This is a genomic window from Hymenobacter sp. B81 (assembly GCF_044628455.1).
In the GTDB taxonomy this organism is placed as follows: Bacteria; Bacteroidota; Bacteroidia; order Cytophagales; family Hymenobacteraceae; genus Solirubrum.
The window spans coordinates 977,000-994,075 of the sequence record NZ_JBIYZW010000001.1 but is presented as its reverse complement, the minus strand read 5'-3'; the positions used below and the strand labels follow the sequence as shown (position 1 = coordinate 994,075).

Below are 17,076 nucleotides of genomic sequence, written 5' to 3'. Positions count from 1 at the left end.
CATCTCACCACATCACGCAAACACCTTCACCTTGTCCTTGTGCTTGGTGCGCAGGTATTGACGGATGATCTGCTGCACGTCCTTGTTGTCGACCTGCGACTTGATGACGTCCTTGAAGGCGTCGAAGCGGCGGGCGGTGAAGGTTTCGTCGAGGTAGCCGAAGCCCAGGTAGCGGCCGTGCTCCACCACCACCACCGACCGCTCGCCCGCCCGGCGCCCGGCGCCGATGATGACGAAGGTCTGGTGCTCGTAGGTAATGCTTTCCACGGCCTCATCCACGCGCTTGTTGTACTCCTCGGCCGGCTCCTGGCCCACGCAGGCACCTTTGCAGCGGTGCACCTGGTAGTCGAAGCACGAGCCCGGGGTTTTGTACAGGTCGCAGAGCTTCTGGCAGAGGTGGAAGCGCGCTACTTTGTGGTAGAGAAATCCTTTGGCCTTGAACTGGTTGGCCAGGGCGATGATGGGAACTTCCTGGTTGTTGGCGTCGGCGCGGCCGTAGTAGAGGCGCTTGTAGCCGTTTTCATCCACGCGCAGGTAGATGCCGGCCGGGAAAATGGAGCGGCGCTGCTGGCGGTTGTAGGCCGGCTTGAGGCGCTTGATTTCGGCCGACTCATGCAGCAACGCCACCAGTTCCGAGCCCGTCAGCTCCCAGGTGATGTCGGAAATCGAGTTCTTAAACTCCAGCGACTTGCGCGACTTGTAGTCGATGGCGAAGTGCTGCTGAATGCGCTTGTAGATGTTGATGCTCTTGCCCACGTAGATCACCTCACCCTGCGCGTCGTGGAAGTAGTAGACGCCGGCTTCCTGGGGCAGCGAGGCCACCAGCTCGGGGGTGATGTTGGGCGGCAGCAGCGCGGTTTTGATGGCCTGCTGCACGGCGGCTACCCGACGCGCCGATGGCTGCTTGGCGGCGCGGTTGCCGGAGGGCGCAGCGGCATCCACGGCCGCGAGCTTGGCCGCGGGCGCGGCGGCTTCGTAGCCCGGTGCCTCCACCTGCTGGCTGATCTTGAGCAGGCGGTCGAACAGAATGGCCGTGGCCTCGGCGTCGCCGGCGGCGCGGTGGCGGTTCTGGAGCGGAATGCCGATGTTCTGGCACAGCTTGCCGAGCGAGTAGCTGGGCTGGCCCGGCAGCAGCGAGCGGCTCAGGCGCACGGTGCACAGGGTTTTGCGCGAGTAGGTATAGCCCAGGTCGGCAAACTCCTTTTTCAGAAACGAGTAGTCGAAGCGCACGTTGTGGGCCACAAACACGCAGCCCTCGGTCATCTGCACCACCTTTTTGGCCACCTCGTGGAAGTGCGGCGCCTCGCGCACCATCTCGTCGGTAATGCCGGTGAGCTGCTGGATGTAGAAGGGAATGGGCCGACCGGGGTTGAGTAGGGTGGCAAACGAGTCGACCACCTGCTCGCCATCGTGAATGAAGATGGCAATTTCGGTGATGCGGTCCTGCGTGGGCTGGCCCCCGGTGGTTTCAAGGTCGATGATGGCGTACAAGCGAGCGGCTGCTAAGGCGTCTGGTATCGGGGCCTAACAAAGTTAGCCGCCTTTTGGCTCCCTGCCGAGTTGATTCGCTGAAAGGCTTCGGGGGGAATAGCGAAGCGGCCCGCGGCTGGATGCTCACTGTCAGGCTTCATCTGGCGTCCGGCGCAGCCGAAGGGCCTACCCCCGCGGGAACGGCTCGTCGGCAGGCCAATACGCGACGGCAGCAGACCTTTACGGCTGCCGAGCGCGGTTCTGACTGACCCGAGCGTGGCTTTACAGCACCGGAGTAGGGTTTTACAGCAGCCGAGCACGGTTTGACAGCACCGGAGCTTGGTTTTACAGCTCCGGAGTTCGGGTTTACAGCACCGGAGTTTGGTTTTACAACTCCGGAGCGCGGTTCTAATTGACCGGCGCAGGGGTTTACAGCTGCCCGGGTACGGTTCTGATCAGCGCCGGGGGAGGAGTAAGTCCACCGCCGGCCATAAAAAAAGACGGCCCGCCTTTCGACGGACCGCCCCTTCTCTCAACAGCCAGGTTAACCCTAGCGGTTGGAGGCTTTCCACTGCGTCACCTGGTTTTTGGCGGCCAGGATTTCGCCGTGTTGCTTTTGAATGACCGAGGAGGCCTGGGCCGGCAGAGCCGTGCTTTTCAGGGCCGTTTCGTAGGCCTGCAGCGCCACGCTGTCGCCGGTTTCGCACTCGCCCAGAATGGCCGAGTCGTTCTGGCCGGTCACGGCCGATTTTAGGTTGATCCAGCCGCGGTGCACGGCAGCGGCGGCATCGGTGAGGGCGCCTTCAATGGTGCCTTCCTGGCTGGGCGCTTGCACGCCCAGGGAGCGGGCCTGTTGCTCGAGCTCGGCGGCAAACTGGGCGCGCTGCTGGCTCAGGCGGCTCAGCTCCGATTTCAGCTGGGGATTGGTGACGCCTTCGGCCGCTTCCTGGTAGCCCTTGGCGCCGGTCTTGTTGATTTCGACCAGGTCGTTGAAAGCGCGGGCGGTGTCGGGAGTTATAGCAGACATGGTAGTTCGGGTTTGGTGTGGATGAGCGGCAAAGCCGCAAAAGCGGCGACTGGAAAGCGCGGCTTTCGGGGGCTTATACTCGCCTCGCCGGGTCGGGGTTACACCGCGGGCTTAGCTGGAGCTGCGCAGCCTGCGCCAGGTACGCTTCAGCCAGTTGGGGTTGGGGTCGGTCAGATCCTGCTGGTTGTCGTCGCCCGAGGCCACGTCGCCCAGCAAAAAGCCGAAGGGCTCCAGGGGCTTGTAGGCGTCCATTATCACCTTGAGCACGGCCACCAGCGGAATGCTCAGAATCATGCCCGGCGTGCCCCACAGCTCCCCGCCCAGAATCAGGGCAATGATGGCGGCCATGGGGTTGATGCTGACCTTGGAGCCGGTAATCATGGGCGTAATGAAATTGCCCTCCAGGAACTGCACGAACACGAACACGCCCACTACCAGCAGCGCCTGCACCATCGAGCCGGTTTCCACCAGGGTAATGAGGGCCGGCAGCGCGGCGCCCACCAGAATGCCGATGTAGGGAATCACGGCCAGTATCGAGGCAAATACGGCGAAGAAGATGGCAAACTTGACGCCCAGCACCAGCAGCCCGATGGCGTTGAGCACGGCCACAATGACGATAACGGTGAGCAAACCCGTGATGTAGGCCTGCACCACGGTCTGCACGTTGTCCATGGTGGCCAGCGCCTCCTTGCGGTGGTCGGGCGACACGAAGCGGAACAGGAACTGGCGCAGATGGTCGCGGTAGTAGAGAAAGCAGAAAATATAAATGGGCACCAAGGCTAGTACACTTAGCACGTCGGTGGTGGTGTTGATGGTGGTGCCGAGGTAGCCGCCGGCCTTGTTCTTGATCGAGCTCAGCGACTGGTCGATGAGCTGCTGCTTGCTCACGGGCTTCATGTTGAATTTCTGGCTCAGCCACTGCTGCACTTGGTCGAAGTACTCGATGAGCCGGGTTTGCAGCTTGGGGATTTCGGCCTGAAACTGCATAATCTGCGAGCCGAACAAGTACACCAGTCCGGCCAGCAGCGCCACCATCAGCAGCAAACACAGGATAATAGCCAGCACCCGCGGCATACCCCACCGCTCGAAGCGCCGGCACAGCGGCAGCAACAGCAAGGCCAGCAGGCCCGAAAACAGAATGGGCAGCAGCACGTCGTCGAGCAGGCGCAGGGAGTACACCAGCAGCACCAAGCCCAGCAGCACCAGGGTGTAGTACACGGCCGGGGGGAGCTTGATTTCGGGCGCGCTGGATGGAGGGCGCGGCACGTTGAAGTTGTTCTGGGGAGGAAGCATTTGCTAAAAGTATTGGGAGGGAGAAGAGGCGAAGAACCTTGGAATGCTGTCGGAATTTTCGGATTTTTGACTGAACCTAAGCCCGGCGGCGGTAGTTGGGTCAGCAGCGGTTTGCCAACAGCAATAGCCTGGCGGCCGGCTGCCGCAAAGGTGGGAAACCCCGGCTTTGTGCGTTATTTTACCGCAAAAAAGATTGAAGGATTTCAGGAATGGCTGATCAGCACCCCGCGTTACCCAACGGCCCCGAAGTTGACCTCGGCAAACCCGACCACGGCTACAACGAAGATTCCATCCGCTCGTTGGACTGGCGCGAACACATTCGCCTGCGCCCGGGCATGTACATCGGCAAGCTGGGCGACGGATCGTCGCCCGACGACGGCATCTACATTCTTGTCAAGGAGGTTATCGACAACTCCATCGACGAGCACATGATGGGCTACGGCCGCACCATCGAGGTCAAGATTACCGACCAGCGCGTGACCGTGCGCGACTACGGCCGCGGCATTCCGCTGGGCAAGGTTGTGGACGTGGTCAGCAAGATCAACACCGGCGGCAAGTACGACTCCAAGGTGTTTCAAAAGTCGGTGGGTTTGAACGGCGTGGGCACCAAGGCGGTGAACGCGCTGAGCACCAATTTCGTGGTGCAGAGCGTGCGCGACGGGCTCATGAAGTCGGCCGAGTTTCAGGCCGGGCAGCTGGTGAGCGACCCGAAGCCGGTGAAGACCTCGCAGCGCAACGGCACGCTGATGGCCTTCGAGCCCGACAACGCCATCTTCCGCAACTACCGCTTCATTCCGGAGTTTCTGGAAAGCCAGATGTGGAACTACGCCTACCTGAACGCGGGGCTCACCATCAACTTCAACGGGCAGAAATACCACTCGGAAAACGGCCTGCGCGACCTACTCGAGCGCAAAACCGACCCCGATGCCATTCGTTACCCGGTGATTCACCTCAAGGGCAACGACATTGAAATGGCCCTGACCCACGGCAACGACTACGGCGAGGAATACTACTCGTTCGTGAACGGGCAGTACACCACCCAGGGGGGGACCCACCTGGCTGCCTACCGCGAAGGCATCGTCAAAACCCTGCGCGAGTTCTACAAGAAGGAGTACGACGCCACCGACATCCGCGCCAGCATCGTGGGGGCCATTGCCATCCGGGTGCAGGAGCCGGTGTTTGAGTCGCAAACCAAAACCAAGCTGGGCTCCATCGTGATGGAGCCCGACGGGGCCACGGTGCGCAACTTCGTGGTCGACTTCGTGAAGGAGCACCTCGACAACTTCCTGCACAAGAACCCCGCCACGGCCGAGGCCCTCAAGCGCCGCATCGAGCAGAGCGAGCGGGAGCGGAAAGACATGGCAGGCGTCAAGAAGCTGGCCAACCAGCGCGCCAAGAAAGCCAGCCTACACAACCGCAAGCTGCGCGACTGCCGCTTCCACTTCGGCGAAAACCGCGACGCGACCAAGGAAGACCTCACCACGCTCTTCATCACCGAGGGCGACTCGGCCTCGGGCTCCATCACCAAGAGCCGCAACGTAGAGACGGAGGCGGTGTTCTCGCTGCGCGGCAAGCCGTTGAACTGCTTCGGGCTCAAGAAGAAAATCGTGTACGAGAACGAGGAGCTGAACCTGCTCCAGCACGCGCTCAACATCGAGGAGGGGCTGGAAGGGCTGCGCTACAACCGCGTGGTCATTGCCACCGACGCCGACGTGGACGGCATGCACATTCGCCTCCTGCTGCTGACCTTCTTCCTGCAGTTCTTCCCCGATCTGGTGCGCAACGGTCACGTTTACATTCTGGAAACCCCGCTGTTTCGGGTGCGGAACAAGAAGACCACCATTTACTGCTACGACGAGCGGGAAAAGCAGGCGGCCATCCGCAAGCTGGGCCGCAACCCCGAAATCACCCGCTTCAAGGGCCTGGGCGAAATCTCGCCCGACGAGTTCGGCAAGTTCATCGGCGACAACATCCGCCTCGAGCCGGTGATTCTGCAGTCGGACCGCTCCATCCAGAAGCTGCTGACTTACTACATGGGCAAGAACACGCCCGACCGCCAGAACTTCATCATCGACCACCTGCGCATCGAGAAGGACCTGGTGACCTCCGACACGCTGCCGGTGGAAACCGTGGCCGAAGAAGACCTGGCCTTCGGTTAGGCCGGCTCCACGCTTGCTCGTTGACAAGCCCCGTTGGACTGCGCGTCCGGCGGGGCTTTTTGCGGGCCGCTGCGGCGGAAACGTGCGCGCCGTTTCGCCCGGCTGGGCAGAATGATTACCTTGCCCGCACTAAGTACAAATACCTACCTGATGAATTTAGAAGTACCCCTGATTTCGGATTCGACCTTCGCGAAGTGGACCCTGGCCTGGGCCGAACAGCAGGAACGCGACAAGCCCTTTTCGTTTTTCCGCCGCGACCAAGCCCTGCAGGTGGCCGTCATGCTCGACCACGCCAGCGCCAGCCTGCTGCTCTCCACGCTGGGGGCCAGCACCGTCAAGATCCGCTTCGGCCTGCGCCGCGACGAGCACGGCCACGAGCACTTCGAACTGCTCTTGTTCGGCGTCGATGCCTACGGCCAGCGCCTGACGCCCTACTACAACCCTAACCAGGCCGAGTACGCGGCCGGAGCCAACACTGCACCCCCGCAGGGCAACCTGCCCGCCGAGCTGGCCCGCCAGTGGATGCAGCACTGGGCCGAAAAGGGGCAGGCCGACGAGCTGGACGCCGCGGTGTTTACCACGCCCTACGGCTTTCTGCAGGGCTACAACTACCCCGTGCACGAGTTCATGGAAGCCCTGCAGCCCTTCGCCGACGCGCCCAACGTGCGCATCGCCTTCGGCCTGCACCGCTATCTGGGCTTGCCCACCGCCCCCGACGACGCCCAGGGCCGCGTGGTGTACACCTTCGGGCTGCTGTTCAACGCCGTGGCCGCCGGCCAGCGGGTAACGGACTTCGAGGAGTCGTACTTCGACTTGACCGCGCCCTGCCCGCGCACCTGCTAGCCGGCGGCGCCGCTCATGCCTTACACTGCCGAGCAGCTCATCATTCTGGCCGCCATGCTGCCCGTGCTGGTGGCCAGCGGGGCGGCGGCCTACCGGTTTCGCACGCTGCCGCCCGCGGGGCGCTGGCTGGCCGCGTTGGTGTGGTTTGCCCTGGCCGTGGAAATCGTGTCGCGGGTGTGCTGGGTGCTGCGGATCAACAACCTGTTTCTGTGGCCCATTTACATGAGCGGCGAGCTGGCCTTGCTGCTGGGCGTCTTCAGCTTCGAGTGGCCCCGGCTGCGCCGCGCCGCCGGGGTGCTGGCCGCTTTGTTTGTGGCCGGGGTGCTGGCCGAGCAGCTCTGGCGGCGGGGGCAGCCCCTGGTCATCAACAACCTGGCCCGCTCCGTCGAGAGCGTACTGCTGATGGCCGTGGCCCTGGGCTACCTGGTGCGCAGCCTGCGCGAGCCCGCCGCGGCCGGGGAGCTGTGGCGGCGGCCGCTGCTGTGGGTGTCATTGGGGCTGCTGGTGTTCTTCGCGGCCAATTTCTTTATCTATTTGTTTATCAACTACGCCCTTAACTATTCCCAAACCCTCAATAACTACATCTGGACGACGCACGCGGGGCTGAACCTGCTGCTGTACGCCGCCTATACCTACGCCCTATGGATAAGCCCGCCGAAATAACCTTTGCTTGGCTGCTGTTTGGCGGCGTGGGCGTGATGCTGCTGCTGGCCACCGCCACCGTGCTCATTCTGGTGCTGTTTCAGCGCCGCGCCCAGGGCCAGCAGCTGCGCCTGCAGCAGCTCACCCTCGAGCACCAGCAGCAGATGCTGCAGGCCGTGGTGGCCTCGCAGGAAAGCGAGCGGGCCCGCATCACCCGCGACCTGCACGACGAAATCGGCGCCTCGCTCTCGGTGGCCAAGCTCTTCGTGGGCCAGATCGGCTACGAGGCCGCCTCGCCCGACGTGGCCAAGCTGGCCGGGCAGGCCACCGACATCCTGGCCGAAACCGTGCGCAACATCCGCGAAATCGTGCACAACCTCTCGCCGGCCACCCTGCACCAGCTGGGTTTGCGCCGCACCCTCAGCACCCAGCTCGACCGCCTCGCCGCCACCGGCCTGCGGGTAGAGGCCCACGTCGACCCCGCGGTGGACGCGCTCAGCGAGGCCCACCAGCTGGCCCTCTACCGCATTGTGCAGGAGGCTCTGGGCAACGCCCTCAAGCACGCCCAGGCCCGGCAGCTCAGCCTGCGCCTAGAGCGCCAGCCCGGGGCCCTGCTGCTGGAGGTACACGACGACGGCCGCGGCTTCAACTCTGCCCGGCCCGCCGCCGCGCCCGGCCTAGGCCTGGGCGGGATGCAGGCCCGCGCCCAGCTGCTGGGCGGCCGCCTGCAAGTGCATTCGGCCCCCGGCGCGGGCACCCGCGTGCAGCTGCACTTGCCTTTGTAACCCACCCGCTTCCATTTCCCATCCCGCCCCGCCGCCATGTCTTCCATCAAGCTTGCCATTTGCGACGACCACCGCCTGTTTCGCCAGGGCCTGCGCCACATTCTCAGCCGCGAGCCGCGCTTCGAGGTGGTGGTGGAAGCGGCCTCGGGGGGCGAGTTGCTCGACGCGCTGACCCAGGCCTGCGCCCCGCAGCCCCAAGTGGTGCTGCTCGATCTGCACCTGCCCGACCAGGACGGCCGCGCCGTGAGCCGGGCCCTTCTGGCGGGCTTTCCGGGGATGCGCATCATCATCCTGTCGATGAACTACGCCCCCGAGCTGATTCTGGAGCTGATGCGCCTGGGCGTGCATGCCTACCTGCCCAAGGACATCGACCAGAAGCTGCTGGGCGAGGCCATCGAGCAGGTGCACACCCACGGCTACTACATCGACGCGACCACCGCCCAGGTGATGCGCCAGGGGTTGCAGGAGCCCGCCCGCCCGCGCGCCCAGCGCCTGAAGGTGCCCGGCCTGGCCCAGCCCTTGGAGCTGACCGAGCGCGAGCAGGAAGTGCTGACCCTGATTTGCCAGGGCCTCAGCTCGCAGCAGATTGCCGACCGGCTGTTCATCAGCTTCCGCACCGTGGAGGGCCACCGCAAAAACCTGCTCGACAAAACCGGCATGGCCAACGCCGTGAGCCTGGCCTTGTTTGCCGTGCGCCACCAGCTGGTCGATTTGCCCGGCGCGCCCTGAGACCCGCCGGCCGCTCCGCCCTAACCGACAACTACCGCGAACGGTAGGAACGATAGCGCAAGCATTTTTTCAGGCACCAAACGGTCCCGTAAGCGACTAGGGGGCATTGGCGGCGCGGCAGCCGCTGGGGGCAAGGAAGCCGGCTGGCCCGCGGCCTCCGGCTGCGGGTAAGCGGGCGAAGGGCGGTGGCGCTTTTCGCCCTAGCCGCCGCGTTTGCGTACCTTGCACACTGCCGCTCTGCTGAGCGGGCCGGTGGGCACCCGCTGCAGGCTCTCTTCGGGAGGCTCGCCGGGGCGCCGCCACCTCTCCATCACCCGCCGCCTGTATGACTGCCGCCGCTGCCGCCCTGCCCCAACTGCCCAAAGCCCCCACGGGCATCGACGGGCTCGACGAAATCACCGCGGGCGGCTTGCCCCGGGGGCGCCCCACGCTGGTGTGCGGCAGCGCGGGCTGCGGCAAAACCCTCATGGGGGTGGAGTTTTTGGTGCGCGGCATTGTGCAGTACGGCGAGCCGGGCGTGCTGATGGCCTTCGAGGAAACCGCCGACGAGTTGACGGCCAACGTGACGTCGCTGGGCTTCGACCTGCGGGCCTTGCAGGCCGAGGGCATGCTCAAAATCGACCACGTGCACGTGGACCGCTCCGAGATTGAGGAAACCGGCGAGTACGACCTCGAAGGGCTGTTCATCCGGCTGGGCTATGCCATCGATTCCATCGGGGCCAAGCGCGTGGTGCTCGACACCATCGAGGCCCTGTTCTCGGGCTTTCCCAACCAGGGCGTGCTGCGCTCCGAGATTCGGCGCCTGTTCCGCTGGCTCAAAGACAAGGGCGTGACCACCATCATCACGGCCGAGCGTGGGGAAGGCTCGCTCACCCGCCAGGGCCTGGAGGAGTACGTGTCGGACTGCGTCATCCTGCTCGACAACCGGGTGATTGACCAGATTACCACCCGCCGCCTGCGCATTGTGAAGTACCGCGGCAGCACCCACGGCACCAACGAGTACCCCTACCTGATCAGCGAAGACGGCATTTCGGTGCTGCCCGTGACCTCGCTGCGCCTGGCCCACGAGGTGTCGGACGAGATTGTGAGCACCGGCATTGCCGGCCTCGACGAGATGTTTGGGCGGCGGGGCTTCTTCCGCGGCAGCAGCGTGCTCATTACCGGTACGGCCGGCACGGCCAAAACCACGCTGGCGGCCGGCTTTGCCCACGCCGTGTGCCAGCAGGGCCAGCGCTGTTTGTACTTTGCCTTCGAGGAGTCGCCCCAGCAGCTGGTGCGCAACATGCGCTCGGTGGGCATCGACCTGCAGCCCCATCTCGGCCAGAATCTGCTGCGCATTGAGGCCTCGCGGCCCACGCTCAACGGCCTGGAAAAGCACCTGGTCACGCTGCACAAGCTCATTGGCGAGTTCCGCCCCGACGCTGTGGTCATCGACCCCATCAGCAACCTCATTACGGTGGGCAACATTGCCGAAGTGCGCAGCATGCTCACCCGCCTCATCGACTACCTGAAGGTGCACGGCATCACGGCGGTGTTCACGTCCCTCATCAGCGGGCGCAACGTGCAGCAGGAAATGACCGAGGAGGGCGTCTCGTCGCTGGTAGACACCTGGCTGAGCGTGCGCGACCTGGAAGGCGTGGGCGAGCGGAACCGGGGCATCAGCATTCTTAAGTCGCGCGGCATGGCCCACTCCAACCAGGTGCGCGAGTTCGTGGTTACCGAGCACGGCATCCAGCTGCTCGACGTGGTCATTGGGCCCGCGGGCATCGTGACCGGGGCCAGCCGCCTCTCGCAGCAGCTGCAGGAGCAGGCCCAGGCCCTGGCCGTGCAGCAGGAGGCCGAGCGCAAGGACCGCGAGCTGGCCCGCAAGCGCCGGGTGCTGGAGGCCACCATCGGCAACCTGCGCACCGAGTTCGAGTCGGTGGAGGAGGAGCTGCGCCAGATCAACCACGAAGAGCAGCAGCGGCTGCTCGCCCTCAGCCAGGGCCGCGAGCAGATTGCGCGGCAATTCCCCGCGGAGCAGGCCGGCCCCGCGCCCGAGGCTCCGCAGAATCCCTAACCCGCTCCCATGCACCCCGCCGCAAGCAACCCCCTCATCGATATGAACAAGGAAACCTGGGAGCTGCGCCTGTACGTAGCCGGGCAAACGCTCAAATCGGTTACCGCGCTGGCCAACCTGAAGAAGTACTGCGAAGAGCACCTGCAGGGCCGCTACAAAATCGAGGTCATCGACCTGCTGTTGCACCCGCAGCTGGCCGAGGGCGACCAGATTCTGGCCATTCCCACCCTGGTGCGCAAGGTGCCCCAGCCCATCCGCAAGATCATCGGCGACTTGTCGAACCAGGAACGGGTGCTGGTGGGCCTCGACATCCGCACTGTGGAGGGCCGCTAGCCCGCGCTGCATGGAAGCCGAGCAAGCCCCCGAGCCAGAAGGACCCGAATACGTGCTGCACCTGTTCATTACGGGGGCCACGCCCAACTCCACGCGGGCGGTGCGCAACCTCAAGGACATTTGCGAAGCGCACCTGAAGGGCCGCTACGAGCTGCTCATCATTGACATTTACCAGCAGCCCGAGCTGGCCCAGCAGGAGCAGATCGTGGCCGCGCCCACCCTGGTCAAGAAACGCCCCGGCCTGAAGCGCTGGCTGGTGGGCGACCTGTCGGACCGCGACCGGGTGCTGAAAGTACTGGGGCTGCCGCCGCTGCCCGCCGCCGAATAGCCATGAGCAAGCCGCCTGTGCCGAGTGCCGCCGACCTGGCCCGCGAAAACGAGGAGCTGCGCTTCCAGCTGCAGGAAGCCGAGGAGCTGATTACCGCCATCCGGACCGGCGCCGTGGACGCGCTGGCCGTGCAGGGCCCCGACGGGCCGCGCATCTTCACTCTGGAGGGCGCCGACCAGAGCTACCGCACCCTCATCGAGCAAATGAACGAGGGCGCGGTGCTGCTCAGCCACGACGCCACCATTCTCTACGCCAACGCCTACCTGGCAAACTGGCTGGCCCAGCCCCTGGAGGCCCTTATCGGCAGCTCGTTTGCCGCGCTGGTGGCGCCCGAGGGGCAGGAGCGGTGGGCGGGGCTGTTTGCCGCCGGCTGGCGCGGCTCGGCCAAGGGCGAACTGCCGCTGCACACCCGCGCGGCCCCGGCCCGGCCCCTGGCCCTGTCGATGACGCCGCTGGAGTTCAACGGCACGGCCGTGCTGGCCGTCATTCTCACCGACCAGGCCGCTCAGCGCGAGATTCAGGTGATTCAGGCGCGCATCTCGGCCCAGGACGCGCTCATCGAGCACAAAGACGCCCAGCTGCTGCGCCAGCAGGCCGAGCGCCAGGCCGTGGAGCACGCCGCGGCCGAGGCCCGGCGCCTGCTGGAGGGCCTGCCCCACATTGCCTGGACGGCCAACCCCGCCGGCCACAACACCTACCTCAACCGCCGCTGGTTCGACTACATCGGCGAGGCGCCCACGCCCGAGTTCAGCCCTGAGCGCATCTACCAGCTTGTTCACCCCGACGACGTAGAGCCGGCCATGCGACGCTGGGAGCAGATCCTGGCTAGTGGGGAGCCCCTGGAGGTGGAGTGCCGCATTCGCAACGCCGCCGGCCACTACCGCTGGATGCTGGGGCGCGCCCTGCCCTCGCGCAACGAACAGGGCGACATTGTGGAGTGGATTGGCACTTACACCGACATTCACGAGCACAAGCTAGCCCAGCAGCGCATTGCCCAGGCTCAGCAGCAGCTGCAGGAAAACAACGCCCGGCTGCTGCGCGCCAACGTGGACCTGGACAACTTCATCTATACCGCCTCCCACGATCTGAAGGCGCCCATCAACAACATCGAGGGGCTGCTGCACGCTCTGCAGGGTGAGCTGCCCCCGGCCATTGGCCAGCACGAGCCGGTAGAGCCCTTGCTGCTGATGATGCAGGACTCCATTGACCGCTTCAAGCGCACCATCGAGCACCTGACCGAGGTTACCAAGCTGCAGAAGGAGTACGCGGCCCCGGCGGTGGTCATCGACCTGGCCGCCCTCATCGACGACGTAGCCCGCGACCTGGATCCGCTGGTGCGGGCCGTAGACGGGGAGCTGACGGTAGACGTGGAGGACCATCCGCACCTGCTGTTTGCCGAGAAAAATCTGCGCAGCATCGTTTACAACCTGCTCAGCAACGCCTTTAAGTACCACGTACCCGGCCGCCCGCCCCGGGTGCGCATCAGCTGCCACGGCGAAGGCCGCCACATCCGCCTCACGGTGCAGGATAACGGCCTGGGTTTGAACCTGGCCGGCAGCCAGAAGCTGTTTTCCATGTTTCAGCGCTTTCACGACCACGTCGAAGGCTCGGGCATCGGGCTCTACATGGTGAAGAAAATCCTGGAAAACGCGGGCGGCAGCATCGAGGTGCACAGCGAAGTGGGCGTCGGCTCCGTTTTTTCCGCACTGTTTCCGCGCTGATTACGTAGGGGGCAACACCACCCGGGCGGCCCGTGCTCCGGGAGGCATTGCCGCTCTGTTTTCCTGCGCCTGATGAACAAACTTGCCTGCATCCTGCTGGTAGACGACGACCCGACGACCAACTACCTGCACCAGCTGCTGCTGCGCCGCCTCGACGTGGCCGACCAGCTGCTGGTGGCCCTCAACGGGCAGGAAGCCCTCGACGTGTTGCAGACCCAGGCCCCCACGGCCAGCGCCGAGAATCCGGTGCTGGTGCTGCTCGACGTGAAAATGCCCGTGCTGGACGGGTTTGGGTTTCTGGAAGCCTACGCGCAGCTGCCACCGGAGCGGCAGCAGGCCGTGGTGGTAATGCTCACCACCTCGCTGCACCCGCAGGACATGGCCCGGATGCGGCAGTCACTTATTGCGGGCTTCTTCAACAAGCCCCTGACCCGCGACAAGGTAGGCGACATCCTGCTGCGCTACTTCGACCGGCAGCTGCCGGCGACTGATCCGGTGGGCTGACCAGCGGCTGCACTGGCCGAATGGGAGGGAGGCCGCAGCCCCGGAAAAACCGGGTATCGGAAATAGGTATGCTAAATTATTGAGTTGGCGGGGCTGGGAATTTGCTAATATAATTGGGAACTTTATGCGCGCGCCGAGCCTTGAAAAGTGTTGCGCTCTGCGCAGCTTACGGTACTTTTGATGGCAACACGCATTTCTTACCCTGACCAACCCGCCCGCACTGTGGTCAACTCTGAACTTCCCGCCCCCGACGACACCCCGCGCCCTGAGCAGCCGGAGCTGTTCGGCGTAGGCGACACCGTAGACTTTGGCGACACCGCCGCCGCGGCCCCCCACGACCCCAACCAACCCATGTCTGACGAAGCCGAAGCCGGCTTCGACCCGGAAGCCGACGACGAGCTGCTGGCCGGCGACGCCGGGGAGGATGACTTGGCCGAGGCTGCGGCTGTCCTGCCCGAAGAAGCCGACTTCACGCCCGGCGAAACCATTCACGACATCAGCTCCATAGGTGGCATGTACCAGAACTGGTTTCTGGACTACGCCTCCTACGTGATTCTGGAGCGGGCCGTGCCCGCCATCGAAGACGGCCTCAAGCCCGTGCAGCGCCGCATCATGCACGCCATGAAGGAAATGGACGACGGCCGCTTCAACAAGGTGGCCAACGTCATCGGGCAGACCATGCAGTACCACCCGCATGGCGACGCCAGCATCGGCGACGCCATCGTGAACCTGGGCCAGAAGGACCTGCTCATCGAAACCCAGGGCAACTGGGGCGACGTGCGTACCGGCGACGGGGCAGCCGCGCCCCGCTACATCGAGGCGCGCCTGTCGAAGTTTGCCCTCGACGTGGTGTTCAACCCCGACACCACCGAGTGGCAGGCCAGCTACGACGGCCGCAAGCGCGAACCGGTGACCCTGCCGGTGAAGTTTCCGCTGCTGCTGGCGCAGGGCATCGAGGGCATTGCCGTGGGCCTGAGCACGAAGATCATGCCCCACAACTTCCGCGAGCTGTGCAAGGCCTCCATCGACGTGCTCAAGGGCCGCGACATTGTGCTCTACCCGGATTTTCCGGCCGGCGGCCTCTGCGACGTGACCAACTACAACGGCGGGCTGCGCGGCTCCAAGCTGCGCCTGCGCGCCACCATCGAGAAGGTTGACAAAACCCTGCTGGTGATTCGCGACGTGCCCTACGGCACCACCACCACCGGCGTGATGGAAAGCATCGTGAAGGCCTCGGAGGCCAACAAGATCAAGATCAAGAAGGTGGTCGACAACACCGCCGCCGTGGTCGAAATCCAGGTGCATCTGCCCGCCGGCGTGTCGCCCGACCTGACGATGGATGCGCTCTACGCCTTCACCGACTGCGAAATCTCGCTCTCGCCCAACACCTGCGTCATCATCGACGAGAAGCCGCGCTTCGTGGCCGTGGAGGACATGCTGCGGCTGAGCACCCAGAAAACCCTGCGCCTGCTGGAGCGCGAGCTGGAAATCCGCCAGCAGGAGCTGCAGGAAAAATGGCACTCAGCCTCGCTGGAAAAGATTTTCATCGAGAACCGCATCTACCGCAAAATCGAGGAGTGCGAAACCTGGGCCGAGATTCTGGAAACCATCGACGCGGGGCTGAAAAAGTACGTGCGCATCGACGGGGAGAAGGAGCGGGCCAACGACACGCGCATCGTGCTGCGCCGCGCCATCACGGAGGACGATTTGACGCGCCTGACCGAAATCCGCATCAAGCGCATCTCGAAGTTCGACGGCTTCAAGGCCGACGAGTACATTCAGAAGCTGGAAACCGAGCTGGCCGAAGTGGCCGACAACCTGGCCAACCTCACGCGCTACGCCATTCGCTACTTTGAGGGCCTGCTGAAAAAGTACGGCGACGGCCGCGAGCGGAAAACCGAGTTGCGCACCTTCGACGTGGTGACGGCCCAGAAAGTGGCCGTGGCCAACCAGAAGCTCTACGTGAACCGCCAGGACGGCTTTGTGGGCCACGGCCTGAAGAAAGACGAGTTCGTGTGCGACTGCTCCGACCTGGACGACATCATTGCCATTCGCCGCGACGGCTCCTTCGTGGTGACCAAGATTGCGGAGAAGACCTTCGTGGGCAAGGACATCCTGCACGTGGGCGTCTACAACAAAAACGACGACCGGCTGGTGTACAACATGGTGTACCAGGACGGCCCCTCGGGCATCAGCTACGCCAAGCGCTTCCTCGTGACGGGCATCACCCGCGACAAGAGCTACGATTTGACCAAGGGCGGCAAGAACTCCAAGGTGCTGTACTTGACGGCCAACCCCAACTCCGAGTCGGAAATCGTAGCGGTGCAGCTCTCCGACAAGGCCCCGGCCCGCGTCAAGCAGTTCGACTTTGACTTTGCCGAGCTGGCCATCAAGGGCAAGGGCTCGATGGGCAACATCGTAACCAAGCAGCCGGTCAAGAAGATTACGTTCAAGGAGCGGGGCGACTCTACCCTGGGCGGGCGCGAGGTGTTCTTCGACGAAGTGGTGGGCCGCCTCAACAACGCCGGCCACGGCCGTTTCCTGGGCACCTTCGATACCGACAACACCATTCTGGTGGTGTACAAGGATGGCTCGTACGAGCTCACGCCGCCCGACCCGGCCATTCACTTCGACGTGCGCAACATCGTGCTGCTGCGCAAGTTCGACCCCGATACCGTCATCAACGCGGTGTACGTGGAGGGCGAGTCGAAAACCCACTACGTGAAGCGCTTCCGGGTGGAAACCAGCACCGTGGCCAAGCGCTTTCTATTCTTGCCCGAAACCAAGGGAACCCACCTGGTATGCGCCACCTGCGGTGTGGTGCCCGAGATTGAGGTAAAGGTGCAGAAGGAGAAAAAGGGCGACAAGCTCGCCGAGCGCATTCACCTGCACGAGTTCATCGACGTGAAGGGCTGGAAGGCCATGGGCAACAAACTCAACTACTTCAAGGTGCTGAGCGTGGCCCTGCTCACCGACGAAGGCCCCGAGCCCGAGCGCAAGGCCTCGACCCGGAAAAAAGGCCCGGCTACCATTCCCAAAGCCGCCGTATCAGGCCACGAGCCGCTGCCCGAGCACGAAGGTCCGGTGGACATTTCGCCCGAGGAAGTGGCCCAGGCCCAGGCCCTGCTGCAGCACAAGGCCAAGTCGCAGATGACCTTGTTTTAGGCTAATTATTCCGTCCGG

The 17,076-nt window shown here is 64.2% G+C and carries 14 protein-coding genes; 11 read left to right on the top strand and 3 right to left on the bottom strand.

Going from position 1 to position 17,076, the window contains the following annotated elements; all coding sequences use genetic code 11:
- Positions 1-12 precede the first annotated feature (12 nt).
- The 3 genes from ACE191_RS04440 to ACE191_RS04430 form a co-directional block, all read right to left on the bottom strand.
- A complete protein-coding gene (locus ACE191_RS04440; RefSeq protein ID WP_400190973.1) occupies positions 13-1,491 on the bottom strand; it encodes an exonuclease domain-containing protein in 1,479 nt (492 codons plus the stop codon).
- 529 nt (positions 1,492-2,020) lie between these two features.
- Entirely contained in the window at positions 2,021-2,497 is a 477-nt protein-coding gene (locus ACE191_RS04435) for a PA2169 family four-helix-bundle protein (RefSeq protein WP_400190972.1), read from the bottom strand.
- 111 nt (positions 2,498-2,608) lie between these two features.
- Positions 2,609-3,790 carry an AI-2E family transporter gene (locus ACE191_RS04430; RefSeq protein WP_400190971.1) on the bottom strand — a complete coding sequence of 394 codons (1,182 nt, stop codon included), beginning with the start codon at positions 3,788-3,790 and terminating at the stop codon, positions 2,609-2,611.
- Positions 3,791-3,999: 209 nt separating this feature from the next.
- Here ACE191_RS04430 and ACE191_RS04425 point away from each other — a divergent pair, with 209 nt between their 5' ends.
- From ACE191_RS04425 to ACE191_RS04375, 11 genes are all read left to right on the top strand, one after another.
- Positions 4,000-5,949, top strand: coding sequence for a DNA topoisomerase IV subunit B (locus tag ACE191_RS04425; RefSeq protein WP_400190970.1), 1,950 nt, complete (start codon positions 4,000-4,002; stop codon positions 5,947-5,949).
- A gap of 150 nt (positions 5,950-6,099) precedes the next feature.
- On the top strand, positions 6,100-6,792 hold the full coding sequence (locus ACE191_RS04420; protein WP_400190969.1) for a hypothetical protein: 693 nt from the start codon (positions 6,100-6,102) through the stop codon (positions 6,790-6,792).
- Between the two features lie 15 nt (positions 6,793-6,807).
- The gene (locus tag ACE191_RS04415; protein ID WP_400190968.1) at positions 6,808-7,455 is read left to right on the top strand and encodes a hypothetical protein; all 648 of its coding nucleotides are present in this window, start codon (positions 6,808-6,810) and stop codon (positions 7,453-7,455) included.
- Positions 7,434-8,219: a sensor histidine kinase gene (locus tag ACE191_RS04410; RefSeq protein WP_400190967.1), complete on the top strand. Its 786-nt coding sequence runs from the start codon at positions 7,434-7,436 to the stop codon at positions 8,217-8,219. Before ACE191_RS04415 ends, ACE191_RS04410 begins: the two co-directional genes overlap by 22 nt.
- A gap of 36 nt (positions 8,220-8,255) precedes the next feature.
- A complete protein-coding gene (locus ACE191_RS04405) occupies positions 8,256-8,948 on the top strand; it encodes a response regulator (protein ID WP_400190966.1) in 693 nt (230 codons plus the stop codon).
- Between the two features lie 325 nt (positions 8,949-9,273).
- A complete protein-coding gene (gene kaiC / locus ACE191_RS04400; protein WP_400190965.1) occupies positions 9,274-11,007 on the top strand; it encodes a circadian clock protein KaiC in 1,734 nt (577 codons plus the stop codon).
- Between the two features lie 9 nt (positions 11,008-11,016).
- Positions 11,017-11,340, top strand: a complete 324-nt coding sequence (locus ACE191_RS04395; RefSeq protein ID WP_400190964.1) for a circadian clock KaiB family protein — start codon at positions 11,017-11,019, stop codon at positions 11,338-11,340.
- 10 nt (positions 11,341-11,350) lie between these two features.
- On the top strand, positions 11,351-11,668 hold the full coding sequence (locus tag ACE191_RS04390) for a circadian clock KaiB family protein (RefSeq protein ID WP_400190963.1): 318 nt from the start codon (positions 11,351-11,353) through the stop codon (positions 11,666-11,668).
- A gap of 2 nt (positions 11,669-11,670) precedes the next feature.
- Entirely contained in the window at positions 11,671-13,389 is a 1,719-nt protein-coding gene (locus tag ACE191_RS04385) for an ATP-binding protein (RefSeq protein ID WP_400190962.1), read from the top strand.
- 72 nt (positions 13,390-13,461) lie between these two features.
- A complete protein-coding gene (locus tag ACE191_RS04380; protein WP_400190961.1) occupies positions 13,462-13,893 on the top strand; it encodes a response regulator in 432 nt (143 codons plus the stop codon).
- Between the two features lie 351 nt (positions 13,894-14,244).
- Complete coding sequence (locus ACE191_RS04375) at positions 14,245-17,058, top strand: DNA gyrase/topoisomerase IV subunit A (protein ID WP_400192296.1); 2,814 nt, start codon at positions 14,245-14,247, stop codon at positions 17,056-17,058.
- The last annotated feature ends 18 nt before the right edge of the window (positions 17,059-17,076 follow it).